At 44.6% G+C, this 25,338-nt stretch carries 19 protein-coding genes, 1 tRNA gene and 1 pseudogene (1 of these 21 only partly in view); 8 read left to right on the top strand and 13 right to left on the bottom strand.

Annotated elements, in window-relative coordinates:
- Nucleotides 1-30 precede the first annotated feature (30 nt).
- A pseudogene (locus JJQ94_RS24150) lies at nucleotides 31-485 on the bottom strand (IS982 family transposase).
- 1,060 nt (nucleotides 486-1,545) lie between these two features.
- On the opposite strand from JJQ94_RS24150, the gene JJQ94_RS07490 reads away from it, so the two are divergent.
- A complete protein-coding gene (locus JJQ94_RS07490) occupies nucleotides 1,546-2,022 on the top strand; it encodes a hypothetical protein (protein WP_099028992.1) in 477 nt (158 codons plus the stop codon).
- A gap of 19 nt (nucleotides 2,023-2,041) precedes the next feature.
- Here the strand turns inward: JJQ94_RS07490 and JJQ94_RS07485 are convergent, their stop codons facing one another.
- The 4 genes from JJQ94_RS07485 to JJQ94_RS07470 all read right to left on the bottom strand — a co-directional run bounded on the left by JJQ94_RS07485 (nucleotide 2,042) and on the right by JJQ94_RS07470 (nucleotide 5,606).
- Nucleotides 2,042-2,671, bottom strand: coding sequence for a hypothetical protein (locus tag JJQ94_RS07485; protein ID WP_099028991.1), 630 nt, complete (start codon nucleotides 2,669-2,671; stop codon nucleotides 2,042-2,044).
- A 281-nt stretch (nucleotides 2,672-2,952) separates the two neighbouring features.
- Nucleotides 2,953-4,599 carry a chaperonin GroEL gene (groL, locus tag JJQ94_RS07480; protein ID WP_010368752.1) on the bottom strand — a complete coding sequence of 549 codons (1,647 nt, stop codon included), beginning with the start codon at nucleotides 4,597-4,599 and terminating at the stop codon, nucleotides 2,953-2,955.
- A gap of 50 nt (nucleotides 4,600-4,649) precedes the next feature.
- The gene (locus JJQ94_RS07475; RefSeq protein ID WP_010368755.1) at nucleotides 4,650-4,937 is read right to left on the bottom strand and encodes a co-chaperone GroES; all 288 of its coding nucleotides are present in this window, start codon (nucleotides 4,935-4,937) and stop codon (nucleotides 4,650-4,652) included.
- A 156-nt stretch (nucleotides 4,938-5,093) separates the two neighbouring features.
- Nucleotides 5,094-5,606: an FxsA family protein gene (locus JJQ94_RS07470; protein WP_099028990.1), complete on the bottom strand. Its 513-nt coding sequence runs from the start codon at nucleotides 5,604-5,606 to the stop codon at nucleotides 5,094-5,096.
- 129 nt (nucleotides 5,607-5,735) lie between these two features.
- Here JJQ94_RS07470 and cutA point away from each other — a divergent pair, with 129 nt between their 5' ends.
- The 7 genes from cutA to JJQ94_RS07435 all read left to right on the top strand — a co-directional run bounded on the left by cutA (nucleotide 5,736) and on the right by JJQ94_RS07435 (nucleotide 12,094).
- Nucleotides 5,736-6,056, top strand: a complete 321-nt coding sequence (gene cutA / locus JJQ94_RS07465; RefSeq protein ID WP_039494127.1) for a divalent-cation tolerance protein CutA — start codon at nucleotides 5,736-5,738, stop codon at nucleotides 6,054-6,056.
- Nucleotides 6,056-7,882 carry a protein-disulfide reductase DsbD gene (locus JJQ94_RS07460; protein ID WP_099028989.1) on the top strand — a complete coding sequence of 609 codons (1,827 nt, stop codon included), beginning with the start codon at nucleotides 6,056-6,058 and terminating at the stop codon, nucleotides 7,880-7,882. The genes cutA and JJQ94_RS07460 overlap by 1 nt, the downstream gene beginning before the upstream one ends.
- A gap of 195 nt (nucleotides 7,883-8,077) precedes the next feature.
- The gene (aroQ, locus tag JJQ94_RS07455; protein WP_099028988.1) at nucleotides 8,078-8,539 is read left to right on the top strand and encodes a type II 3-dehydroquinate dehydratase; all 462 of its coding nucleotides are present in this window, start codon (nucleotides 8,078-8,080) and stop codon (nucleotides 8,537-8,539) included.
- Nucleotides 8,540-8,558: 19 nt separating this feature from the next.
- Entirely contained in the window at nucleotides 8,559-9,020 is a 462-nt protein-coding gene (gene accB / locus JJQ94_RS07450; protein ID WP_099028987.1) for an acetyl-CoA carboxylase biotin carboxyl carrier protein, read from the top strand.
- A gap of 20 nt (nucleotides 9,021-9,040) precedes the next feature.
- Nucleotides 9,041-10,387 (top strand): acetyl-CoA carboxylase biotin carboxylase subunit, encoded by a 1,347-nt coding sequence (gene accC, locus JJQ94_RS07445; RefSeq protein WP_069021387.1) that lies wholly within the window; start codon nucleotides 9,041-9,043, stop codon nucleotides 10,385-10,387.
- Between the two features lie 466 nt (nucleotides 10,388-10,853).
- Nucleotides 10,854-10,930: transfer RNA gene (locus JJQ94_RS07440), tRNA-Ile, on the top strand.
- A 417-nt stretch (nucleotides 10,931-11,347) separates the two neighbouring features.
- A complete protein-coding gene (locus tag JJQ94_RS07435; RefSeq protein ID WP_099028986.1) occupies nucleotides 11,348-12,094 on the top strand; it encodes a hypothetical protein in 747 nt (248 codons plus the stop codon).
- A gap of 43 nt (nucleotides 12,095-12,137) precedes the next feature.
- On the opposite strand, the gene JJQ94_RS07430 is transcribed toward JJQ94_RS07435, so the two are convergent.
- The 8 genes from JJQ94_RS07430 to JJQ94_RS07395 form a co-directional block, all read right to left on the bottom strand.
- Nucleotides 12,138-13,199 carry a DUF6765 family protein gene (locus JJQ94_RS07430; RefSeq protein WP_099028985.1) on the bottom strand — a complete coding sequence of 354 codons (1,062 nt, stop codon included), beginning with the start codon at nucleotides 13,197-13,199 and terminating at the stop codon, nucleotides 12,138-12,140.
- Nucleotides 13,200-13,268: 69 nt separating this feature from the next.
- Entirely contained in the window at nucleotides 13,269-14,348 is a 1,080-nt protein-coding gene (locus JJQ94_RS07425) for a prohibitin family protein (RefSeq protein ID WP_099028984.1), read from the bottom strand.
- Complete coding sequence (locus JJQ94_RS07420) at nucleotides 14,345-16,006, bottom strand: cyclic peptide export ABC transporter (protein ID WP_099028983.1); 1,662 nt, start codon at nucleotides 16,004-16,006, stop codon at nucleotides 14,345-14,347. Before JJQ94_RS07420 ends, JJQ94_RS07425 begins: the two co-directional genes overlap by 4 nt.
- A gap of 155 nt (nucleotides 16,007-16,161) precedes the next feature.
- The gene (locus tag JJQ94_RS07415) at nucleotides 16,162-16,338 is read right to left on the bottom strand and encodes a hypothetical protein (protein ID WP_172439889.1); all 177 of its coding nucleotides are present in this window, start codon (nucleotides 16,336-16,338) and stop codon (nucleotides 16,162-16,164) included.
- An 80-nt stretch (nucleotides 16,339-16,418) separates the two neighbouring features.
- A complete protein-coding gene (locus JJQ94_RS07410) occupies nucleotides 16,419-16,979 on the bottom strand; it encodes a YcjF family protein (protein WP_010607109.1) in 561 nt (186 codons plus the stop codon).
- A 266-nt stretch (nucleotides 16,980-17,245) separates the two neighbouring features.
- Nucleotides 17,246-18,622 carry a serine hydrolase domain-containing protein gene (locus JJQ94_RS07405; protein WP_099028982.1) on the bottom strand — a complete coding sequence of 459 codons (1,377 nt, stop codon included), beginning with the start codon at nucleotides 18,620-18,622 and terminating at the stop codon, nucleotides 17,246-17,248.
- An 81-nt stretch (nucleotides 18,623-18,703) separates the two neighbouring features.
- Complete coding sequence (locus tag JJQ94_RS07400) at nucleotides 18,704-19,672, bottom strand: TauD/TfdA family dioxygenase (RefSeq protein ID WP_099028981.1); 969 nt, start codon at nucleotides 19,670-19,672, stop codon at nucleotides 18,704-18,706.
- A 32-nt stretch (nucleotides 19,673-19,704) separates the two neighbouring features.
- Nucleotides 19,705-25,338, bottom strand: the end of a protein-coding gene (locus JJQ94_RS07395; RefSeq protein WP_099028980.1) for a non-ribosomal peptide synthetase. It continues 6,423 nt past the right edge of the window; 5,634 of the gene's 12,057 nt are visible here — the last part of the coding sequence; its start codon lies beyond the right edge, outside the window — the gene reads right to left on this strand; its stop codon occupies nucleotides 19,705-19,707.

Below are 25,338 nucleotides of genomic sequence, written 5' to 3'. Positions count from 1 at the left end.
CCGAGTCACTTTTATACTCGGCTTTTTAGTCTAAAAGGTGCAGGCAATTAATCCAGCCATTAAATTAACCATAAATGAAATGCAGCTTCGGTGCCTTGTATGCTCTATTTGAGCCATATTTTTTAGCTGGTCGAAAACAGTCTCAATGATGAAACGCTTTGATAACATCGCTTTATCCCAAGATGATATTGGCTGACGTTTCATATTACTTCGTTGACCTATAATGAAATCAATACCTTGCTCGGCAAGTTCCGCCTTTAGGTTTGCAGATACATAGCCTTTATCAGCATATAAACTACCTGTAACATTATCGACCATATCTAGCACAGGCTTTCTATCATCAACATTCCCAGCGGTTACTTTTACGGCTAATAAACCACCTTCGTCATTCATGATGAGGTGAAGTTTAAAGCCATAAAGCCAGCCCATTGACCCTTGCTTCGTTTGGCTTCGCCTTCGAAAACTTGGTGGCGAGGAATACGCATGTTGTTACAAACCTTAAGTGAAGTTGAATCTATCAAAGCTATACCAGTTGGTTTATCAAAGCACAGCTTTAAGTAGCTACACAGATCGGCTAACGTGGCCTGAAGCAATTTTAACATGTGTGTATAACTGACTAAATCGGGAAAATAATGTCTCCAATACTGGCAAACAAATTTGGTGTAGTAGGTTTTAAAGTCGCGAAAACCCGATTGATGAAAAGCAATCAAAATAGTCATAACTTCGCTAGAAGCTAGGCGGAAAGGTTTTATGCGTTGCTTTTCACCCAATTCCATTAGATGTTTAAGCCATTGAGGTTCAAACAATAAACAAAAATCATCGACATCTATGTAAATTGCATCTAAGTTATTCATGCCCTTGCCTTGGTAATCTTATGTTTCTTGGTCGAAAGATCTGATCACCACAAGGGCATTTAGTTCAATTTCTTATGCGCAGCTCAGGTTATTTAGCTACGCTTTTTGCAGTACTTTTCACCGGACATTCTAATCTTACTTTCGCCTCTACGTGCGAAAATTTACAAAAAGAAGAAAAATTATATACATTTACTTCTGACGACACAACATCATGTTTTAACGTTGCATTGCCGAATGTTGACTCACTTTCTGTAACGTTAATTTCATTCAATGAGGTTGAAGCAAATTTCAGACACAAAAAAAACCTAACATCAATGTGTTAGGGTTTTTCTAAAAAGCGATTTGGACCGATTTTTACTACATCATGCCACCCATCTAGAACTCAAGCCTTTGTATCTATTAAACTATTTTACATGGGAGAAAGTGGCGATACCCCTCGGGTGAAATAAAGGATGAATTTATTTATTTTCAACCAGTTACCTATATCAATAGCGCGCTAACAACAACTCTAAGGCTCTGAAGCAATTCAATATAAATTATTTAATAACAAATTGTTATGATACTGGCAATCATATAATTAGAAGTAAATTTCGAACTACCTTGTATTGTAATAGGAACATAGATAAATTAAAATTTTCTCCGAGTTTGATTCTGAGAAAAAGCTTTCAAGAGTCAAGTTACAAAATCACTTATGTTAGCGACATTGGTTAGCACTTCTACTATATCTTATGCTCAAGTCGAAGGTGGATTAGTTCAAAGAGCTGAAGCGGTCGCTAAAGCTGAAGGTATTACTATGGCTGAGCTGCTAGACCGTTCTGAAAGTGGCGAACTAGACGTAAATCAAAGAGCCGCTGAATTAAATGCTGAATGGGGACGCTGCGAGACCTATAAATATACAAAGTATGCAAGTGCTAAAGTAGATCAAGAAATTACTCTTACCAATTTTTCAAGCTTTGGCGGTACTTGTAATTCTTACTTTTTCACAATAGAAAGAAACTATGATGGCCATGATATGGAATTAATTTTATACCGTGATGATAGAGAAATTGATCGAGGTACTCATATCGGAAGATACCTTCCTCGTGGCAGCTATAGATTAACTCTGAAAAACAACGGTGGCGGTACAAGTATACGTGGCGGTGTACGTTACGAATACCGCGAGAATTAATTTATATTACGCAGGCTAATTAAGCCTGCGTATCAACAAGTTTAGTTTCTTGGCTTTTTAGGAAATTGATCACCTTCTCTTGATACTCTTGGAGAAAAGATTCTGAAGTGATTTTAGCAACTGTTTGCTGTTTCTTTTGAGCATTACCCAACACACCATGAAATGAGCGGTAGTTCTCTTTTTCCATTTGCGCCGCGCCTTCTACATGATCTACAAAGAAGTCGATAATATTTATTTTTTCGTCAGGCTTGAAACCTTTTTCCTCAAAATTGACACCATCTAAAGAACCTTTCACCCCCATTACATCATCCCAAAATGTGTCACGTAAGCTCCCCGTATACCCACTCGAGCGTGCCATATCAGACTCCAACGTTCGAATTGCATCAACAATACCTTTAAATTCATTGATAGACATATTCTCAAAATCAAAGCCCTCAGGATTAAGTAGAGCGCTGTATGGTGAACTGCTCGGCGCATCACCTGTAAATGCAGCAATAGACACAGACTCGTCAGATACTTGTTTCTCTTTGGTATCTTTAACCTGATTTGGTTCTGGTTCCTTTTTTACGGGCGCAGCAAGCGGTTGTGTAGATGTTGATGTTGGCGCATTCGTTGTTGACGCCGAATGGATATTAAAATGAATAGTCATAAAAGCTCCTTTTTGTACAGCCTTAGTATCGGCAGTATTCCTATTTTACTTTAGCATATTGTGTTGGATTTTATGGTTGTTATACATCGGTTAGTTAGCCCACCTAAGCATGTTGCTACTAGTCTATTTGTGTGAAACAGCACAAAGCAGGTTGTTTAATCAATACCCCATTTTATACCCCAAAAATGATGACGCTTTAGCAAATTCCAGGCATAAAAAAACCCTAACATCAAACTGTTAGGGTTTTTCTAAAGCGTGTAGTGCTTAGGAGATGATGTTTATTACATCATGCCACCCATACCACCCATTCCGCCCATGCCGCCCATATCTGGACCAGCAGTTTCTTCTTTCGGAATTTCAGCAACCATCGCTTCAGTGGTGATCATTAGACCAGCAACCGATGCTGCGAACTGAAGTGCAGAACGCGTTACTTTAGTTGGGTCTAGGATACCCATTTCGATCATGTCGCTGTATTCGCCAGTTGCAGCGTTGTAACCGTAGTTACCTTCGCCAGCTTTAACTGCGTTAACCACAACTGATGCTTCGTCACCTGCGTTTGAAACGATTTGACGAAGTGGTGCTTCCATCGCACGAAGTGCCACTTTAATACCGTGGTTTTGGTCTTCGTTGTCACCAGTTAGCGATTCAAGCTTGCTCGCAACGCGAACTAGCGCAACACCACCACCTGGTACTACACCTTCTTCAACCGCTGCGCGAGTTGCGTGTAGTGCATCTTCTACGCGGTCTTTTTTCTCTTTCATTTCAACTTCAGTTGCTGCGCCAACTTTGATTACTGCAACACCGCCTGCAAGTTTTGCCATGCGCTCTTGTAGTTTCTCTTTGTCGTAGTCAGAAGTTGCTTCTTCGATTTGTGCTTTGATCTGAGATACGCGACCATCGATTGCTTCTTGCTCGCCAGCACCGTCAATGATAGTTGTATCATCTTTAGTGATAACCACGCGCTTAGCTGTACCTAAGTCTTCAACCGTAGCTTTCTCAAGCTCAAGGCCAATTTCTTCAGAGATAACCGTACCACCAGTTAGTGTCGCGATATCTTGTAGCATTGCTTTACGACGGTCACCAAAGCCAGGTGCTTTAACCGCAGCAACTTTCACGATACCACGCATGTTGTTTACAACCAGAGTTGCCAGCGCTTCACCTTCAAGGTCTTCAGCAATGATTAGTAGCGGCTTGCTTGTTTTAGCAACAGCTTCTAGCGTAGGTAGAAGTTCACGAATGTTAGAGATCTTCTTGTCTACTAGAAGGATATGTGGGTTATCTAGCTCAACTTGGCCTTTTTCAGCGTTGTTGATGAAGTACGGAGAAAGGTAACCACGGTCAAACTGCATACCTTCAACTACATCTAGTTCGTTCTGTAGTGATTGGCCTTCTTCTACAGTGATAACACCAGACTCGCGACCTACTTTTTCCATTGCTTCAGCAATGATGTCACCAATCTCTTTGTCAGAGTTAGCTGAAATCGTACCAACTTGTGCAATCGCTTTTGCGTCTGAACAAGGCACAGAAAGTGTTTTTAACTCTTCAACAGCAGCGATAACTGCTTTGTCGATACCACGCTTAAGGTCCATTGGGTTCATACCCGCAGCAACTGACTTAAGGCCTTCGTTCACGATAGCTTGAGCAAGAACAGTTGCAGTGGTTGTACCGTCACCCGCTGCGTCATTTGCTTTAGACGCAACTTCTTTCACCATTTGTGCGCCCATGTTCTCGAACTTATCTTCAAGCTCGATCTCTTTTGCAACAGATACACCGTCTTTAGTGATAGTTGGTGCACCGAATGACTTTTCTAAAACAACGTTACGGCCTTTAGGACCTAGTGTTACTTTTACTGCGTCTGCTAGTACGTTTACGCCTTTTAGCATTTTTGTACGAGCGTCACCTGCAAAACGAACTTCTTTAGCTGCCATGTTATAAATTCCTCTTAAATTCTGTTGTCGATTAAACTAAAAAGTATTAATTATTCTACGATGCCTAAGATGTTATCTTCGCGCATGATCAGATACTCTTGACCTTCGATCTTTTCAGTTTTTTCGATGTAAGAGCCGAACAACACTGTGTCGCCCGCTTTTACTTGTAGTGCTTTAGTTTCACCATTGTCCAACACGCGGCCGTTGCCTACTGCAACCACTTCACCACGTGAAGACTTTTCAGCTGCAGAACCAGTTAACACAATGCCGCCAGCTGACTTTGTTTCTTCTTCAAGACGCTTAACAATGACGCGATCATGTAAAGGACGAATGTTCATTTATATAGTTCTCCTAACAGTTTCTGAACAATGACAGAAATAATGCTTTTTTAAGGCGGTGTTACATCCACAGGTTGTGGTTAACACACGCAATTTTAATTGCTTTCATTTATGGGGATGGGCAAATTAAAACCCAAGAGAAAAAACCAAAAAAATTTAGTCTTTTCTTTCGTATTCACCTTCAATCGTTGTTGAAGAATTTCTACCCGATTGATTTTTAAATGGATCTCTAATTTCTTCCTGCTGCTCCGCACGCCCGTCGCGTGATTGATTAGCAAACGGTGACTGACCTGAGTGCATGCCTGTTTGCACTCTTACGGTGGCATGAGCTAAAAGCGACTGCGCCAGCCTTTTTCTAACGGCTGGGGTTAACAGTAAAAAACCTAATACATCGGTCATGATCCCAGGCGTCATCAATAGCACACCGGCAATGATCACACACAAACCGGTAAATAAATCTTGTGCAGGCAATTGCCCACGAGACATCTGTTGCTGTACGTTGACATAAGCGCCAAGACCCTGCTGTTTAACCAGTCTTGCCCCTAAAATGGCGGTACCAATTACAAGCGCAATGGTAGCAAAACCGCCTATCACCTCGCTGACTTGGATCAGCAAAGCAATTTCAATAATCGGAATAGCGATAAATAAAATAAATAAGAATCTAAACATACTTTCTCCAAATCTACGAAAGATAAATATGGGTGCAAAGGTCTTAATTCAAGCGATACAAGTAAGACGCTTTAGAAAAGAGGAGCTATCCGCTAAGATGCCATTACTAACCCTAAAATGGAAATGGCAATGGGCGTAAGATATAAACTCGTCTTATCTACATGCGATTCGGTTGCAGAAGCGCGTAAGATTGCAACGCAACTTGTAACGCAAAAACTTGCAGCTTGTGTGAACCTAATCCCGGCAGTGGAATCTATTTATGTTTGGGAAGGTCAGGTTGAACATGCACAAGAGACCAAGCTGTTAATCAAGACAAAATCCGAAAAACTAGAGCAAGTGATGGCCGCTATTCGCGACTTACACAGTTATGATGTCCCAGAAATTCAAGTCGTGGACGTCACCAGCGGCAACTTAGCTTATTTCAAATGGATGGACGAGGTATTATTGTAATGCGACTCTTAGTAGTTCTTTTCTCATTGCTGATGTGGTTTCCCGCGCAAGCAAACAATGCGGTGCTAGACAGCTTACTGGCTCCTAAACAACAGACTTTTTTACCAGTAAAAGAAGCATTCAAGTTCGATTTTGACCAGCAAGGCAACACCTTGTTTGTGGGTTGGGACATCGCCGACGGCTATTACTTATATAAGAAGAATCTTCAAATTATCGCCAAACAAGCCGACATCCAAGTGCCAGAACTTGAAAAAGGCAAGATGATTGAAGATGAGTTTTTTGGTCGCACTGAAGTCTACTTTAATAACTTATCTGTTATCTCTAAGCTCAGTAATATCGAGCAAGGTGCAATCGTAAAAATACGCTATCAAGGCTGCGCCGAAGCTGGACTTTGCTATCCGCCAGAAATTGTAGAAGTGCCGTTAAGCACGATTGCGGGAGAAAAGCCAAAGACCACGTCGACTAAAGCTCTTGAAACGAAAGCACCTGAGAAAAAAGCAGAAGTTCAAAGCGAAAGCATGCCTGTGGATGACGATAATTTGTCTTTCACTGAGCAGTTAATGCAGCGCAGCTTAGTTGCGAATATTTTGACTTTCTTTGGCCTTGGTATTGGTCTTGCGTTTACCCCTTGTGTATTCCCGATGTTCCCGATTTTGTCTAGCCTCATTGCCGGTCAACAAGGCCTTTCGACTAAAAAAGCCTTCAGCCTGTCTTTTGTCTATGTGCAAGGCATGGCGGTCACTTACGCGGCGCTTGGGTTAGTCGTTGCGTATTTTGGTGGCCAAATTCAAGGCTACTTGCAGCATCCAGCGGTACTTATCAGCTTTAGTATATTGTTCGTCGCACTTGCGCTATCTATGTTTGGGGTTTACGAAATTCGTTTACCTAGCGGCATGATGGATAAACTCACTCAGCTCAGTAACAAGCAAAAAGGCGGCAATTACTGGGGCGTATTCATTATGGGTGTGCTATCTGGACTTATTGCATCGCCCTGCACCACGGCTCCACTTTCTGGCGCGCTATTATTTGTCGCGCAAAGCGGTGATTATGTGGTGGGCGCGGTAACGCTATACGCACTTAGCTTGGGCATGGGCCTACCGCTATTACTGCTAGGTACCTCAGGTGGAAAGTTACTGCCAAAAGCCGGTGGCTGGATGGATCAGGTCAAAACGCTATTTGGTTTTGTGATGCTCTTCGTACCGCTTATCCTTCTAGAGCGTATACTAGATGCGACAGTGATTATCTCACTTGCCGGTGGCCTCGCCGTAGCGACAGCACTCTACTTGCATTATTGGCAAAGCCAATTACAGGCAGGCAAAGGTAAAACCACATTGTGGGGCTTTGCGATCACCCTGTTTATTGTTGGCTTATACGCATTAAAAACAAGCTTGTTTCCAGCACCTACAGCTGTTGTAAGTACTGCATCGACTCAAGCCGAGGCCGTTACGGGAGAGCAGAAGTTTAAGCTACTACCTGACTTAGCCGCGCTTAAAGTCGCCGTTGCTGAGGCCAATGCTAAAGGCAAAGTGCCCATCGTTGATTTATACGCAGAGTGGTGTGTCGCGTGTAAAGAGTTTGAGAAATACACTTTCCCGAAACCTGAAGTACAAGCACAGTTCAAAGATTATGAGCTCTTAAAGCTCGACTTGACCAAAGCCAATGACAACACCCAAGAGATCATGGAAGCATTTACGGTGTTTGGTTTACCGACTATTTTAATCTTTGATAGCCAAGGTAATGAGATGCCAACACACCGCATCACAGGCTTCTTAGACTCAAAAGACTTTGCTGCCCACCTAGAAAAGGCCAAGCAGGACGCAAAGTAACCATTTCAGGGGCAAGCATGCTTGCCCCTCTTCCCTTCTGATTAGACCAGTATTTTGCTGCTATTTACCTCGAACTCTCTATAATACTCCACGAAATGGAGAAATATTTGCTATTTGCTGTAATTCGGCTTAAGTTAACAAGCCATACAGTCTAAATTTTTGGCTAATGCTTTAGTTAAAGGAAGTTCGCGTAATATGTCTGCAAAATTAAAGATTTTATTAGTAAACGGCCCTAATTTAAATATGCTAGGTCGCCGTGAGCCGCACAAGTACGGCACGCAGACTCTCAACGAAATTGTTGACGCATTAACTGAATATGCAGAAGCACAGCAAGTCAGCTTGTCACACATTCAAAGTAATAGTGAAGCGCAGCTTATCGAGGCTATTCACGCTCAATATGAACAATGCGATGCGATTATCATTAATCCTGCCGCATTTACCCATACGAGCATTGCTCTTCGAGACGCTTTACTCAGTGTGGACATCCCTTTTTATGAAGTACACATCACCAATGTGTACGCCAGAGAGCCATTTCGTCACAAGTCTTATTTTTCTGATGTGGCGGAAGGCGTGATATGTGGATTAGGCGCGTTGGGCTATCGTGCTGCATTTGATGCAGCGTTAGTGCAATTGCGAAAACAAAATAACTCAAATTAACTAACAGGCGGGTCATTGTATGGATATTCGCAAGATCAAAAAACTTATCGAGCTAGTAGAAGAATCAGGTATTGCAGAGCTAGAAATCACTGAGGGTGAAGAGTCAGTACGTATCAATCGCCACAGCAGTGCACCAGTTTATGCGCAACCTCAACAATACATGGCAGCTCCAGCGGCACCTGCACCAGCAGCGCCAGCGGCGACTCCTACTGCAGAAGCAGCACCAGCTGAAAGCAGCGCACCAGCAGGTCACCAAGTTAAGTCTCCTATGGTTGGTACTTTCTACACAGCTTCTTCTCCAACAGCAGCGGCATACGTTGAAGTAGGTTCAAAGGTAAATGTTGGCGACACTCTTTGTATCGTTGAAGCAATGAAGATGATGAACCAGATCGAATCAGACAAAGCTGGTGTAGTTAAAGCAATCCTAGTTGAAAACGGTGAGCCAGTAGAATTCGACCAACCGCTATTCATCATCGAATAATTACGCAGAAGGTCAACGTTATGTTAGATAAAGTAGTCATTGCAAACCGAGGTGAAATTGCACTTCGCGTATTGCGTGCCTGCAAGGAGCTAGGTATTAAGACGGTTGCTGTGCATTCAACAGCTGATCGCGACCTAAAACACGTTCTTCTTGCGGATGAAACCATTTGTATCGGAAAACCTGCGGCAAGCGAAAGCTACCTTGATATTCCTCGTATTATCGCGGCAGCAGAAGTCACAGACGCAGTTGCTATTCACCCAGGTTATGGTTTCCTTTCTGAAAATGCCGACTTTGCTGACCAAGTTGAGCAAAGTGGCTTTATCTTTATCGGTCCAAAAGGCGACACGATCCGCCTAATGGGTGATAAAGTATCAGCAATTGAAGCGATGAGAAAAGCAGGCGTACCTTGCGTGCCAGGTTCTGATGGTCCATTGACCGATGACAACGATCGCAATATGCAGATCGCTAAGCGAATCGGCTACCCAGTTATCATCAAAGCTGCTGGCGGCGGTGGTGGTCGTGGTATGCGTGTAGTTCGCAACGAAAAAGAACTCGCAAACTCTATCGCCTTAACACAACAAGAAGCAAAGCAGTTCTTCGGTAACGGCATGGTTTACATGGAAAAATTCCTAGAAAACCCACGCCACATCGAAGTACAAGTACTTGCTGATGGTCAAGGTAATGCTATCCACCTAGGCGAGCGCGACTGTTCAATGCAGCGTCGTCACCAAAAAGTAGTGGAAGAAGCACCTGCACCAGGGATCACAGCTGAAATGCGTAAATACATTGGTGATCGCTGTACTCGTGCGTGTATCGAGATTGGTTATCGCGGTGCAGGTACGTTTGAATTCTTATACGAAAACGGCGAGTTCTACTTCATTGAAATGAACACCCGTATTCAGGTTGAGCACCCAGTAACTGAAATGGTCACTGGCGTAGACTTAATCAAAGAGCAACTTAAGATTGCAGCTGGTCAACCGCTTTCTATCACACAAGAAGACGTGGTGATCCGTGGTCACGCAATCGAGTGCCGTATTAACGCAGAAGACCCAGAAAGCTTTATCCCTTCACCGGGTAAAATTACACGCTTCCACCCAGCAGGTGGCCTTGGGATCCGTTGGGACAGCCATATTTACGCTGATTACACAGTACCGCCACATTACGACTCAATGATCGGTAAGTTAATCACGTATGGTGAGAACCGTGATGTTGCGATCGCTCGTGCTAAAAACGCACTGAATGAGCTAGTGATTGACGGGATTAAAACCAATACCCCACTTCACAAGAAGATCTTGTCAGACGAGAACTTCCAAAACGGTGGCACGAATATCCACTACCTAGAGAAAAAACTAGGCATGCACCAATAACCTAATTCGTTCTCCTAAAAGAGGCCGGCCAATTGCCGGCTTCTTTTATCTCTGCTCTACTTCCAGCGAATGTTACTGTTTGCTCATCTTGTGTTTGCAGCAAAAATCCAACCCAGATTCTAAGTGACTCTATTTATTACACTGTAAAACCAGACCAATACTTACCTCGCCATTTTAATGATTTGCACAGCTCATCACCCTAACCGCTACAACATTGGCTTAATATTGAGCGATCAATCCATTCGCCCCGACTTTTTCACGTTTTAATAGTGACAAGCCTGTTAAAAATTTTTATACTGCCTGCGCTTTCAGTGATTTACCTTTAAATCACTACAGCAAATAGCCCTATAGCTCAGTTGAGCGAATCAAGACCGAAGCACCGCTTCGCAGCTTGATGAGGTGGAGGCAGGACGCCGACAGGATATTGCTTCATGGATGAATTTAATGAGCACTTACAACACAAAATGGCCCTATAGCTCAGTTGGTTAGAGCGCACGACTCATAATCGTTAGGTCCCTGGTTCGAGTCCAGGTGGGGCCACCATTTTTCTTACCTTACGTCTTTTGTACTCTTTTTTAACGTACTACTGAAATCAATATTCAAAAGCCTATTTGATTGCAAACTATAAAAATAGTGGCCACATAACTCCTTAGCCCTAAACTTTAAAGTTTCACAGCTTTAATCCAAAACAGGCACAAACACAACTGTCAATCCACATAATAAAATACTGAAATCTAGTAACCAGAGCTTCAGATGACTCGAACCTCTACCCACTTGAACTCCATTCATCTAACGTTGGCAAAACTCTAAGCATTTATATTCATATCACGTACCACTCCAGATAGCGGTTGCAGTAATTAGATAGTTGCTAAAACCATAAAAGTCAAAAAGTTGCATGAAGTTACATTTACCTTATATTGAGACTGAATAAAAAACAAACACAACTGTAAAGGAAAAACTATGGTTACATTCAATACTCGACTGCTGGCGATGGCATTGGCTTGTAGTTCCACTTCTGTTTTGGCTACTCAGATATTTTATGATCAGGATGGTGCGGGAGATCATTCCCAGTATCAGGGCGCACCTGTTGATTTTATCTCAGCTCGTGCAGGCACAACTGAGTACTTTAATGCACTCACGGGTGGCTTAGCGGCGGATGAGTGCCATCAATTTGAAGTGGTTAATACACAAACTGGCGATTTGATTGCTCCTCTCACATTCAACGCGCCCTTTATTTCTGGCCCATTGCCTGCGGAGCATAAGCTGACAGAAAAGTCGGTTAAACTTAGCTGCACCTTACCCTCAGGTGAAGAAGCGATTGTTTATCACAAGATACCTAAGGCCCCCGCCGTTGTATGGCACAGTGAAATCACAGTGGCTGATTGGCAAACGCCGAGCAATGCCCCAGGGTATTTTGCAGATGTTCAATATACTGGCTTGATTAATATTAATAATAACTCGCACCAAGGTCAGTGCCGTAAAACCAACTATGTCAGTGGTAACCCAGAATTTTTCAATGAAAGACATCATGGTGGATTTTATAGTGATGTCTTGAATGTTGTAGGTGAGGCTAAATACAGTGGTTTTTATAAAGTGCTAGTGACAGAATTAATTTGTAAAAACTCAGGTGGTACGACTCGCCTTGTCGAAACTTGGCATATTAACCAAAACTCACAATCCCGTGAGCTTTCTTCCGAGCTATTTTAAACACAAAAATAGTGCAGCCTAGCTGCACTTACTTTACTGAAACTTAGCTCACACAAATTCCGTATTTGGGCAAAATATCATCAATGACACAGAGGCGATGCTTTTTAGCCGCATCATGAAAATACTTCCAATTAGAAGTTAAGAATTCACTGCGAAATGAATAGCTATCGTCGTCACCTTTAGCACGGGTTGTTCCTAGTGCTTGGTGTTTCCACGACCCCTCACCTTTTGCAATGTAAGTTAGGGTATAACTTCCAAGCCCAAATCGGTTAGCTTCAATGGCATCAAGCCACAGTTGATGACGTTCTTCACCATCATCCATATCAAATTCAGCAAAGCACTGCGCTATTTCTTGCTTTAATGACTCACTCAAGCCACTGATAGCCTCGCCTCGATAGGCTTGATAGACTTTGCAGAGCTCATCGGCTGCGACCAGAAAATCGCTTGGATTATCTCGCACCACTTTTTCGCCCAATCCGTTGATGTAGCTCCACTGCTGATGAGGCTGATCAGGATGAGAAAGCGCCTGTCCATGCCCTAAACTTGGAATATCATCTTGAAAAACATCAGAAAAGTATTCGCTAATTCGCTCGCGCCAAGTCTCTTCTGGTTCACCATTCAAGTCCGTTATTTCAGTCACTTCATTGACTTTATGCTGTATGCCAGCAAAGCCCTGATGGCCCCAAGTATCAATAAAGACATGAGAGGTGATACCAAGGCGGTGCAGTCCATAAGGCCTATGCTTATCTGCAATACACTCAGCGACCATATCTTTTGCTACATGGGAATGTGGCTTACACACTAGCTTTTGAATAAAGGTGCCCGACGGATTTTGCCCTGCGGGTAAACCACCATTGCCCGGCAGGAAATGAAAAGGTACCCACACTTTCATATTCTTTAAGCTGTCTAGGTTTTTATAATCGAGCATTTTATGGGCGGTTGCGATGCGCTCATAAGCGGCACCGTTATCGAACTCAATGTGACCATAGTTTGTTGCATCGTCTACGTATTGTGCCGCATGAGCAATAATTTCCGCCTCTTGATCGGTGAATCCCGCCGCGCGTGCGGCCACCCATGTCATGCCATGATGTAAATCAATTTGCATTTTTCGTTGTCCTTCTCTTTTCCTTTACCGCCACAGTGTAGTCCGTGATGCTAAAAATGTAACTATCCCTTACTTTGATTTAGTCGCATTGGGCGTTTGTGGCTCTTGGCTTTGTGGATCCGCAGTATTTGGTTTCACCGAGACAGGCAAAGCCGAAGTGCTGCCTTCTGTATTTAAAATCAGCGGTAGGCCATCTTTACCACTGCCTATTACCACCACTTTTGCGTTATTGGATTTCGCTAATTCTATGGTTGCTTCTATACCGCGCCACCTTAGATAAGTTTCAGAGATCCCGCCACTCACCGTTTCTTGAAAGTCGGCTATCCCCTGTGCTTCAGTTTTTTTGCGTTCCGCTTCTTTTTTGGCTACTTCTAAACGCATTTGATATTCTTGGTATAAATGCATTTGGTTCACTTTCGCAACGATCGCATTATGTACCCCTTCAGGAATATCAACATGACGAATAAGCATATCGTCTAAATTCACCAAGTTGTGTCCTTGCATTTCGCTTTTTTCTTGTTTGAGTATCGACTTTTCTTGTAGCTGAACTTCTCTCAACACAGTACACAACAGCCGTTCTTGGATCTTTAAGCGCTGATTAGCATAGACCTCTTCAGCGGTATAATCAGAAACAATCATGCGCACCGCTGATGCAACTTCAGGGATCACAATTTCATCAAGATAGTCGGCTCCGACTAACTTGTGTAAATAGGGGATATGCTCCACAACAGGACGGTACCGCACTGTTATTTCCATTTTGATCCTGAGTCCCTCGGAAGTAATAGCGTGGATCTCGGTGGTCGCGGTTTGGAATCGGCTCGAATAAATCGTCAACGTATCCCAAGGATAAACTAGCACCGTGCCCTCATAAAAGGGATGTTCTACGAATGTACCACCGCCAAGGCGCTTCCACAGCACCCCAACTTGACCTGAATCGACCTTGATAAAAATGATTTTGACCAATGCAACGGCAATAAACAGTAGAATAAGTAACGTCACACCAGCACGAAAACGCCAAGACAAAATACGCTTATGCCACTTGGGCTTGTAACGCTTTAACACCCGCATGAGCAAATTAGATAGGATCAGTGCCAGTATTAAGCCGCCGGCGACGAGTAAGGCAAAATCCCCTGAAATATTAATGTTCATGATGGTACTCCATTACTTTCACTGTCGTGGTGTGCTAACAACTGCCCTTCCTCCATTTTTAAGTGCACATCGGCCAAATGGAAGTAGGCATCGTCATGGGTGATGGCAATAATGGTGTTACCACGCGCTTTTAAACGAGGTAACACTTGTTCGTAGAATTTTCGTCTGAAGATAGGATCTTGATCTGCCGCCCACTCATCAAAGATGTAAATGGGACGATTTTCTAAAATGGTACTCAAAAGCGCTAAGCGCTTTCGCTGACCTGATGATAAATCTATGGTGCTAAACGCCCCATTTTGAATACCCACTTTGGCGCGCATCTCTAAAAAGTCCAACCATTCGTCGATCTCTTCAGTACTCAAATCACGAATACCATAGAGCTGCTGAAACAAATGAAAATCCGCAAAAACGGCTGTGAATAGGCTTCGATAAGCAAGACGATTTTCTTCCGTAACCGCTTTGCCATTCAACAGGATTTGTCCGCTCTGTAATTCATAAAGGCCAGTCAACATCCGTATAAACGTTGTTTTACCACTACCATTACCACCGGTAATAAAAGTGGTTTTGCCTTGCTCGAAGGTGATATCTACAGGCCCCACAGCAAATGGGCGATCGCTCGATTTTTTCTGATGTTGATAAAACGCCCCCGCTAAGGTGATGGTATTAAATGAAGTTAGGTTTTCACCAGGTTCAGGTCGTTTAACCTCTTGCTCATCTTGGACATTTTTTAAATCGCGCTCCAATGCTAAGACGTTTTGTGCCGCCTCTGTTGCGGTGGTGAAAACTGGGATACCACCAACAATACTGGTGATAGGGCCGATTAAAAATAGCGATGCGGTGGTGACTTTAATGACAACATCGGTATACACATCAGAGAGCATAGGGACGATAAACACCATTGCACCCGTCGCTGCGAAAAAGGTGATTTGCGACAGAATAAAGTCGGTCGCAAACAAGGTTTGGGTTTTGGTTTTTGCACGCCTTGCGCGATTAGAATCGCGGCGGTACTCATGCTCTAGATCTTCAGCTCTAGGCTCACTCAGCTTGACCTCTTTAAAGCCGTCTAGCAAGTCAGATAATCGCTGGATCAGCTGGTTTTCACTGTCAAAAGAAATCCGCATGTTGCGCTGGATTTCATTAGCGCGTAAGCGATGAATACTGGCACCAACCATAATCAATGTTGAGATAACCATAAACGCCATAAAAGAGTGCCAAGCAATATAGAGAGATGTGAAAAATACCAAGCTGATGGACTGACCAATGATCACAAACAGCTGCGCCGACTGAGATATGGTCTGTAACTCTTTGCTGATGGTATTAAAGATCCGCTCTTTGCCGATTTTCTCTAGCGTTGACAGCTCGGTATGACGAATGCTTTCAAATAGATCGACTCTCAATTTATCGATGGCACGCTCCACCATTTGCGCGGCCTTAGTCATCAATCTTTGCTGAGTGAAACCATATATTGCAATCGTCAGTGTAAATAGCACCAAGTAGTAAAGAATATGATTTTCTTTATTAATATCAGAGATATTGGCTGCTACGTTGTTGATAAGCGCAAGCACCAACGCATTTGCCAAACCAGAAATGCACCCTAGTGCAATAAAGGCCCTTTTCTTTATCTGAATATGTCGGCGAATTAATTCGTACAATACCATTGTTATTATCTTTTATTGTTATTGGGCTACCGCCCGCGCATGCTACTTAGCATAGTTCCTAAAAATCAAAACTGCCTGTTGGATTTAAATAAATATTGCATTAAAACATTAAGTTATATTTATAAATCGCCCAGTTTTACCGGCAATGTAAGATCTCATTCTTCGTCATTCACCTCTGTGGGCTTGCGCTTTTGCCCAACTAGTAAAATGATCAAGCCAACAAGCGGCGTAAACATCAACGAAATTAAAAAGAAGCCCACAGGCCCTGCAAAGGTGTTTCGTCCCCAATAACCAGTTAAAATGCATAACACTAAATATAAAGCGATAAGCATAGTTTTCTCCAAGTTGTTGATAAATTCGGTGCGAAGAATAAACCAGCAGTTGCCTGCCGGTTTATGTCAGCCAGTATCGGTTATACTGTGGCTTTTTCCGCTGTAGCTGTTGCGTCCGCATTCCCTTTATTTGCACGATACTTAGCTGCGATGTCTGCGATATCCCCTTTCATACTTGCTAGATTCAGGTCTATCAGCGTGCCGCCATTTTCAAAGTGTCGAACAAAAGTTGCGCCTACTGCGTGTGTTGATGCCGCAGACACAACTGGCATAAATGCGATTGCGCTTAACGTGCCAAGTACAGGAACCGCCTTCAAAAAGCTGCTTAGTCCCGCGCCCCCTAGGGTTTGTGGAAAAGAGCCGCCGATCAATGCGCTTACTGTGCCACGCAGCTTGTTGTCACCATATGATTGACCATAGACTTTTGCTACTTCGCCTATCATCTTCATTTGGATCCCTGTCAACGCCACTAAATCAACCGCAGGAACTGGAATAAACCCAGAGCCAAACGACCATTTTGTGTATTTGTCGACAATCAGCTGAGCAACGGCTGCTCTGTCTTCATCAGCAACAAGTTGTGATTCCTGTTGTTCTGGAGCGTCGCTCGCCTTGTCATCCTTCGCTGTTTTTGTCACTGCCATAATTCATCCTCTATGATTTATTTAAACAGTTGTCGAACTCATCAAGCACCATGTTGGCACTTGCCCTAGTACCCAAAATCAAACAAGCTGCACTTATTTAACTCTGAGCTTTACCGCCTTCATCCATGATGAAGAAGTAAACCTAAGAACAACCAAGGATTTGCACAGTGTCACAAATACAACTGAGCGAAACGTTGCCACCTACTGCAGGCGTTCTATTAATTTGTTTAACCGAGCGCGAAAGCTCGGTGTTTTTCCTTACCGCGTTATGCCTGATTCAAATCTTGCTGGCATTGCTCGGTACGGTGTTTATCACTATAGAAGATAATGTTGCGGATCTCCTTGGCGATACAATCTGACTCAATCCCCTCTTTCACATAGTTGCTAAACACCATGATGCTTTGGTTTCGTTCCAGTAAACGAGTAAAACTGGTCACCCATGAATAGGGGTAACTACCAGAGTACTGTAAGAATTTTTCATACATTCTGAGATTTGCATCGGCTGGGTTTTCGGGGCAATTTGCCACTTTGCCGTACTGGTTTGGGTCGACATAAGTCACAAACCAGCCATAGCCATAGTATTCACACTCGTCGCTGCTACCGGTGTTGGAGTAGGGAGCAAAGGCCGCTAGCTTCTGGGTATCGTTTAAGATTTGAGTGCCATACAAGCCTTGATCCCACTTATGCATGTCTTCCACTGTGGAATACAAATCTCCAGCTGAATACAGCACCAAAGGGTTGCTATATGGATTCACTAAAATATCTTCGTAAGGCGCGGGGCCTCCAGTGGCAGGAGGACGGCCATTAGCAAGCGATAAGTATTGGTTTTGATTATAGATATAACCTGTGGTCATATTTGAATAGACACCAATCGCACTGTAAGAGCCGCTGTCCGTCATGCTAAGCGGGTTTAGAATTTGCTCTTGAACGATATTGGCAAACCAATGCTCACGACCAATATTGCCTTGTTTGCCAGCCGCTAACTGCTCGATGATATTACCGATAAGATAATAGTTACAGTTGCTGTATTCATACTTGCTGCCGGGCGTAAATGACGGTGTGCCACTTTGCCCCGCTTCGGCACCACAAGTACAAAAACGATTACTAAAATCTTCCGGACCATTAAGATCTAGACTCGAATTATATAAATAAGGCCGCCAACCGTAGTTATCGTACACGGCTTCGTTGTCGCTGTAGTTATTGATCCCTGACGACATGGTAAGCAAGTGATGCAGCGAAACATCTGCACATTGGTTATCTGGATACCAAGGCAAGTGATCGCCGATGGTTTCCTGTCGCAAGTCCTTACCATCTAACATCTTCATTAAAATAGCGGCCGAAAACGCTTTGGTATTGGAGCCAATGCGATACTTGGACTTAACGCTGTTATCAACATCATATTGCATGTTCTGTGGTCCGCAGTTGGACTGGTACACCACCTTATCAACCGAGGTGATATAAACCGTGCCAAAGAATAGGTTGGCATCGCAATATTCCTTCACCACCGCCTCTATCATTTCTAATTGATTAGGCATAATCGTGTGATTATCAGCGACGCTCTTTTTCTGCAAACAAGAAGCCAATGCTAAGGTGATGCAAAATAACATCATCATCCTTAGCCGTAGTTGTATTAGCCATTTCATTTTTTCATTCCTTACATTGCCAACCACGTAACCACTAACAAATGTTGTTGCCCGACTTTCATCGGAATGAGTATCAACTAGTTATGCTGACGCGATATTTGCCATGCCAACTAGTACTTTACGAGTGCCTGTATAGGCCTCTCTGCCATGAGTAAACAGCATATTATCCAGCAGCAAAATATCGTTTCTTTGCCACGGGTAGGCGAAAGTGAGGTCTTGATAAACCTGATTGATAAGCTTGATGTCTTGATCACTTATTTCACTACCATCACCAAAAAAGGCGTTGCGAGGTAAAAATTCGCTGCCGATACTGTCACGCATTTGTGCACTGAGTTGATTATCTAAGCTCGAGCAGTGGAACAAGTGAGCTTGATTGAACCATACCTTTTCGCCACTTTTTGGATGACGCATGACCGCCGGACGCCATTGCTTGGTTTGTAGCCTTTTATCATCAAGCCAAGTAAATTCGATTTCATTTTGTCGGCAATATTCCTCAACCTCGGCTTTACTCTCAGTCTGAAAAACCTCTTGCCAAGGTAGGTCGATATCACCGTAGTTACGCACGTACTGCACACCTAAACGCTCAAACTTGTCTCTTAATTCACTGGGAATACGACGATATACTTCACGACTGTCGGCAAGTGGTGTGCACCCACCGGTGGTTGCTGGGATCACACAAAAAAAGCCCATTCGCATCGGCCAAACATTGGAGTAAGCATTTTCGTTATGCTGTAGGATCACTTGATCGGCATGATATTCCGTGGTGGTGTAAATATTGTTGTTCAATGCCGTTCGTGGCGAAGAGCGATAAACATACTGGCTTAAACGCTCACCAAACAAGGTCTCAAGTATGGCGCTAAACTGATTCGTGCTTACAATATTTAAGCCACGCAGCAATGCAAAACCATCTCGCTCAACCCAGTTATTCACCTCTTGAACGTGGTTTTTCACCCATGCCATGCCGCTTTGTTTAACCTCAGATAAGTCATGTATCCGAGAGTCTGCTGCAATCGTTGTCGGATCCAATTCCAAAGAAAGTGCGTGATCCATTGTTTTCCCATCCTTAAAAGTAAGTACTTTTGCTAGTGCAACACATAGTTGCGCTCAATTATGTTAACCAACTGCCCTACTTGCTCGGCTTGCAGGCAGGACAAATGATCTCCTTTGACTTCATAACAAGAGAGAGAGTGACTAAATGGTTGCCATCCCATGTCTTTATTCACAGGACGGTCTTCAAATTCTTGCGTTTGCTGCGTTTTTACAACGCAGATAGGGGTGTCGCTAAGCATAGACGGCATCTCAATATTTGCTCGCAGTTGGGCACTAAAAACTTGTTGAAAGTGGCGTAGATGCGCATCACTAAAATTAAATCCAGCTTGGTGTATCCAACGATTGAGATAGGCAATGCGTGCTGAAGCATCACCTTGCTTATAGGCACTGATTTCAGCACAAGAGATACTAAGGCGAAAAAACGCCACCAGATTATCCAGCATCATTTGTGCGATTTGCGCTTCATCCAGATTAAGCGCTGGGCTGCTCGGTACAGGCGTATCAATCACAGTTACCGAACAGCCAATTCGACCTTGTTGCTCAAGTAAAGTGGCAAGTTGATAGGCAATAAAGCTACCAAAAGAATGTCCAACCAAATGCACTTGTTCACCAAGTTCAGCGTCTGCTAATACACTCAAATAATACTCTGCGGTGCGCCCAATTGAGGTTAGCGTCTCAGGTTCCTCGGCAAGCGCCTCTGGCTGCAAGCCATAAACGGGTATACGGCGATCAAGCCCATTCACTAAAGCATGAAATGCCATTAGCCAACCTCCCGCTCCCGCAATCAATACCACAGGTGTAAAACCAAGCTCGCCCTCTTGCAAACACACTAAGGTTTCAAGCGATTGAGGTTCGCCATCGCGTTCGCCAAGACCATCTCTCAATGCTTGAACATACTGACCGAGCCCACGCACAGTCGGATGCTCAAAAAGTGCCGACAGCGGCAAATTGAGCTGTAGGTGCTGATTAATATCACCCACTAAACGCATCGCTAATAGCGAATGACCACCTAAATTAAAGAAGTTATCGTCAAGGCACACTCCATCCAACTGCAAACGACGGGCAAACTGCTGCGCTAATTGAGTTTGTAGTGGTGTGAACCTTTCCTGCTTAGCCTCTTGCCGCTGGGATTGAGGCGGAGTGTATGAGCCGGCCAGCGCAATGAGCTGTTTGCGATCGACTTTGCCGTTCGTTGTCAGCGGAAGTTGGCTAACTGATTGAAACAACTCGGGGACCATGTAAGTGGGTAGTCCTGCGCGTAATTGCGCTCGCAGAGCAGCATCATTCACTTCCGTATGCTGCGTTGGCTGCACAAATGCCACCAATTGCGCGTTGTTACTGCTATCTTCACGCACCACCACAGCACACGCAGCAACTTCGTCTAGCAGCTGAAGTTGCCGCTCAATCTCACCCAATTCGATGCGGTAACCGCGCACTTTAACTTGGTCATCATCACGGCCTACATACAGCAATTCATTTGAGGCTAAGCAGCAAGCGCGATCGCCGGTTTTATAAAGTCGCTGGCCGCTACTGGGCTCAATGATAAAGGCCTGCTGCGTCTTTTCTTCGTCATTGAGGTAACCTCTGGCAAGGCCAATACCCGCAATGTATAAATCGCCTTCCACACCGGTGGCCACCGCTCGAAGCTGTTCATCAAGTAAATATAAAGACAAACCCGCGACAGGCTGACCGATTGGCACGCGTGCACCGCTGAAGTGCGTAACATCATTAAGGGTTGCAGAAATGGTTGCTTCAGTCGGGCCATAGGCGTTAATAATTCGAATACGACTGCCATAGCGCTGCTGCCAATCGGTGAGCGCGGCTATCTGCATTTGCTCGCCACCTATGGTGATGATCCTCAGCGAGCTTGGCAAGGTGACTGAAGTCGCTGCAAGTTGATGCCAATACGCCGTTGGCAAACTCATCAGTGTCAGCTCGGCATCTTGGCTTAATTGCGCCAGTTTATTGGGATCTAGCATGTCGTCCGTCGGCGCCATCACCAAGGTTGCGCCACGAAGTAAAGTACAAAAGACTTCTTCAGCAAACACATCAAAGCTCATGCTAGCAAATTGCAGGTAATTGTCGCTTGGCGTAATAGCATATTGCGAGGCTAATGCCTGCACATAATTAACGACACTGACATGCTCCACCATCACCCCTTTTGGCATGCCCGTGGTGCCCGAGGTATAAATCACATAACAGAGGTCGTCGATCTGGCATGGCGCAGTAAAGCAACGACTAGGCTGCTCGGCCAAAGCGCCCTTAATACTATCTAAATCGACTTGAGGCACCACCTGCTGTGAGCTACCCTGCCAATATTCTGTTTTAGTAACCAGCATGGCTGCATTGGCATTTTGCAACAGCAAACGACGTCGAGACTCGGGTAGTGATGGTGCAATTGGTAGATAAGCCGCGCCCAATTTGAGCACCGCAAGCATAGCCACAATAAGCTGGTAATTCGCCTCTAAACACAGAGCAATAATTACGGGGGCTGTACTCGGCTCTAGTCGTGAAGCGAGGTAATGCGCGAGCTGATTGGCGTCTTTATCCAGCTGTGAATAGTGATAACAGCGTGCCTCCCCAGAGGCGGTACTATATTCACGAATAGCAATATGCTCAGGAAACTCAGCTGCAACTTGTGTAAATAATTGCTGAATAGGTAAATTTGGCGTTTTATATTGCGCCGCTTGCGTCAGTGCAAAAGTAGGGAGTGGCAATGCCTTGCTGTACGACGCGTGTTGAGGCTGCCAAGACAATTTTCCGAGTGTTTGCTCAGGCTGTTGTGTCGCAGCTAACATCAGCTGTTGCATCGCCGCTAGGCTTTGCTCGACAAACACTTCATCAAAGCATTGCTGCTGATAGCTCAGCGTGAGCGATAAACCCGCCCCTACGCCTACCACAAAGGTCAATGGATAGTGCGTTTCGTCAACTTCGCTTAAGGTTGTTGCGATAAATGGCAACGCTGCACTATTTTGCAACGGATCTTGCGGATAATTTTCAAAAACATACAAACAGTCAAACAGTGACCTTTCATTCTCAATACCGGACCACTGATGAACTTGTGTCAGTGGTGTATGCGGGTGCTGCGCCAATGCCGTAAGCTGCGACTTCACCGCTTGCAGGTAGTCTCTCACTCGCACATTTTGATCTATCGTGACATGGACCGCTTGAGTATTGATATACAAGCCAACGCGCTGCGCCATTCTACTAAGATCTGTAGGTCTACCCGCGATGGTTTGACCAAATAAGGCATACGGTTCATTGCAGCAACTTGCCACCCAATACGCCCAGAGCCCTTGGATAAACTGATTGACGGTAAGTCCTTGCTCGCTTGTAAAGCGAGTCACGGCATCTTGCAGTGATTGCGGTAACGTCACACTAAGTTCTTTAACACCAGCCGCTTTATTTTCAGTATGTAGTACCTTTTCGCTGAGTAATGTGGGCGCGGTAACTCCACCCAAAGACTCCCGCCAAAACGCTTCGTCGCGGTCAACATGCGTATGCAAATATTCGATATGATCGCGAAAATTATCTACCACAATGGGCCGTAACTCACCTTGGCAACGGGCTTGATAAAATGCCAATAATTCAGCAAATAACACTGGCAGCGACCAGCCATCCATGATGAGATGGTGATAGGTCCAAACCACCCCAACATTGCCATCTTCAAAAGCGATTAAACACAACCGCATACAAGGCGCCAGTGAAAGCCTAAGCGGCTCGGCAAGCTCTACTTCGGCCTGTAATTTCACCATGTGCGATTGTTCTTCTGCGATGGCATCACTCTGGAGCAGCGTCAGTAGTACATCGGCATGTTTACAGACCACCTGCAGCGGCTCGCCAGCAACGTCTATAAAAGCCGAGCGTAATATGCTGTGCTGCTTAATCAATTGCTGCCAAGCGTAACTCAGCGCTTCAATATCTATACTTCCTTGCAGCAATAAGCTGGTTTGCTCGACATAAGGTTGCGTGTTTTGAGCGTGCGCCTTATGTACCGTTTGACTGTGAAACCACATGCCTTGCTGTAAGCCTGTAAGGGGGTAAATATCCTCAACTTTCCCTTCAACCTGTCCAAGTATGCGCTGTAACTGCCGTTCAGAAATACCGCTGAGAAGCGTGAAGTCGCTGACAGTATAATGACGTTGAGGTTGGGATTGGCAGTGTTCGATGACCTGAATTAGACTTTCGAGTATCTCTTTACTTAACCGCTCTGCTTCTTCAGGTGCTAAGCGCTGGCTGTCAAACTCTAACGTTAACGCCAATTGACCATCGACAACCGCCGCTGTTAGCTGTGCTCCAAAGTAATTGAGGTTTGACTCTGCAACCAAAGTGCCAGTCGACTCACGAGCATCTCCCAGCAAACCTTGTTGCTCAATGACTGTATCTAGCTGGCCTAAATAGTTGAAAAACAGTAAGCCTCGGGTATCAATCTCAAGCGATGAGCGAACGTTTGGCTCTGGGTGTAAATACCGCGCTGCACCATAACTACTGGCGACTTTAGCGCTCCTTTCAAGCTCTGCCTTGATACTGCAAATCACATCATGCAAGCGGCTGCCATTACTAAATAACAGCATTGGATAGAGCGCCGTTAACCAGCCAACGGTTCGGCTGCTGTCCAGAGCCTCCGTCAGTAACTCGCGACCATGCCCTTCTAGCATGATCACTTCACTGCCTGCACCACGCTTTTGCGCACACCAGGCAAGCGCACTGAGCAGCAATGCTTGCGCCGTCGTACCATAACTGGTGTTGGCGGATCCCAGTAGCGCACGGGTGTGCGTTGCTGACAATGTGTGGCGAACTTTGGCTATGGTTGGGGTCGCGCTTGTATCTTTAAGACTCAATAAATGTGAGCTTTCAGCCTGTGCCGCCACCTTCTGCCATTTGCGCAAATCGCGCTCATTGGTTGCAAGTTCACGATAAAAATCGGCAAGTTCAGCCAAATTCGCGCTTGCGGCAGGAAGCTCCAGCGGCACATTGTTTATTTGCTGCTGTAGTAGCTGGCTCACATCTTCAAGTAACACACGCCAAGAGACGCCATCCACCAGCAAGTGATGGGCGCTAAACAACAAGCGATTATTGGCCTCACTGTCAGGTGTAACAAATAGCACCGCTTTAAACAGTGGCGTGCCAGTAAACGCAAAACCTTGCTGCACTTGTTCACTGAACTCGCTCAGCTCAGCTTGCCATGCGTCACGCTCAAGCGTATGCGCCGTAAATACCTTTTGAATATCAATGCCATCACGTACAAATAGGGTATTTTCATCTGCAACCACCAAACGTAGCGCATCATGCTGGGCTATCAAGTACTCTATCATTTGCATGAGCTGCGCTGGTGTGACGGATTTACCTACACTCACCAGCACGCTCTGATCCCAATGACTGGGTTTAGCAAATTGTTGGCCAAAAAACCAATGCTGAATTGGTAATTTATCGAGCGGGCCTGAAAGTTTTAGCCTTTCTTTACCCATCGGCAGGTGAATATCCTGCTGGGCAAGTCTTGCAGCAAGAGCCGAAACACTGGGGTAGGTAAACACGTCGGTCGCACTGACAGGTAACTTGAGCGCTTTGGCTTTACTGGCGATTTGAATACTCAAAATAGAGTCGCCGCCCAACGCAAAATAGTCATCTTCAGCGGTCATGGATGGCGTATTTAATACCTGACGATA

It is taken from the genome of Pseudoalteromonas sp. GCY, assembly GCF_016695175.1.
In the GTDB taxonomy this organism is placed as follows: domain Bacteria; phylum Pseudomonadota; class Gammaproteobacteria; order Enterobacterales; family Alteromonadaceae; genus Pseudoalteromonas.
This window is presented reverse-complemented; position numbering and strand designations above follow the sequence as displayed.

Coding starts and splice junctions, on each gene's coding strand:
- JJQ94_RS07490 (WP_099028992.1), top strand. CDS start 1,546: ATGTTAGCGACATTGGTTAGCACTTCTACTATATCTTATGCTCAAGTC.
- JJQ94_RS07485 (WP_099028991.1), bottom strand. CDS start 2,671: ATGACTATTCATTTTAATATCCATTCGGCGTCAACAACGAATGCGCCA.
- groL (WP_010368752.1), bottom strand. CDS start 4,599: ATGGCAGCTAAAGAAGTTCGTTTTGCAGGTGACGCTCGTACAAAAATG.
- JJQ94_RS07475 (WP_010368755.1), bottom strand. CDS start 4,937: ATGAACATTCGTCCTTTACATGATCGCGTCATTGTTAAGCGTCTTGAA.
- JJQ94_RS07470 (WP_099028990.1), bottom strand. CDS start 5,606: ATGTTTAGATTCTTATTTATTTTATTTATCGCTATTCCGATTATTGAA.
- cutA (WP_039494127.1), top strand. CDS start 5,736: ATGGGCGTAAGATATAAACTCGTCTTATCTACATGCGATTCGGTTGCA.
- JJQ94_RS07460 (WP_099028989.1), top strand. CDS start 6,056: ATGCGACTCTTAGTAGTTCTTTTCTCATTGCTGATGTGGTTTCCCGCG.
- aroQ (WP_099028988.1), top strand. CDS start 8,078: ATGTCTGCAAAATTAAAGATTTTATTAGTAAACGGCCCTAATTTAAAT.
- accB (WP_099028987.1), top strand. CDS start 8,559: ATGGATATTCGCAAGATCAAAAAACTTATCGAGCTAGTAGAAGAATCA.
- accC (WP_069021387.1), top strand. CDS start 9,041: ATGTTAGATAAAGTAGTCATTGCAAACCGAGGTGAAATTGCACTTCGC.
- JJQ94_RS07435 (WP_099028986.1), top strand. CDS start 11,348: ATGGTTACATTCAATACTCGACTGCTGGCGATGGCATTGGCTTGTAGT.
- JJQ94_RS07430 (WP_099028985.1), bottom strand. CDS start 13,199: ATGCAAATTGATTTACATCATGGCATGACATGGGTGGCCGCACGCGCG.
- JJQ94_RS07425 (WP_099028984.1), bottom strand. CDS start 14,348: ATGAACATTAATATTTCAGGGGATTTTGCCTTACTCGTCGCCGGCGGC.
- JJQ94_RS07420 (WP_099028983.1), bottom strand. CDS start 16,006: ATGGTATTGTACGAATTAATTCGCCGACATATTCAGATAAAGAAAAGG.
- JJQ94_RS07415 (WP_172439889.1), bottom strand. CDS start 16,338: ATGCTTATCGCTTTATATTTAGTGTTATGCATTTTAACTGGTTATTGG.
- JJQ94_RS07410 (WP_010607109.1), bottom strand. CDS start 16,979: ATGGCAGTGACAAAAACAGCGAAGGATGACAAGGCGAGCGACGCTCCA.
- JJQ94_RS07405 (WP_099028982.1), bottom strand. CDS start 18,622: ATGAAATGGCTAATACAACTACGGCTAAGGATGATGATGTTATTTTGC.
- JJQ94_RS07400 (WP_099028981.1), bottom strand. CDS start 19,672: ATGGATCACGCACTTTCTTTGGAATTGGATCCGACAACGATTGCAGCA.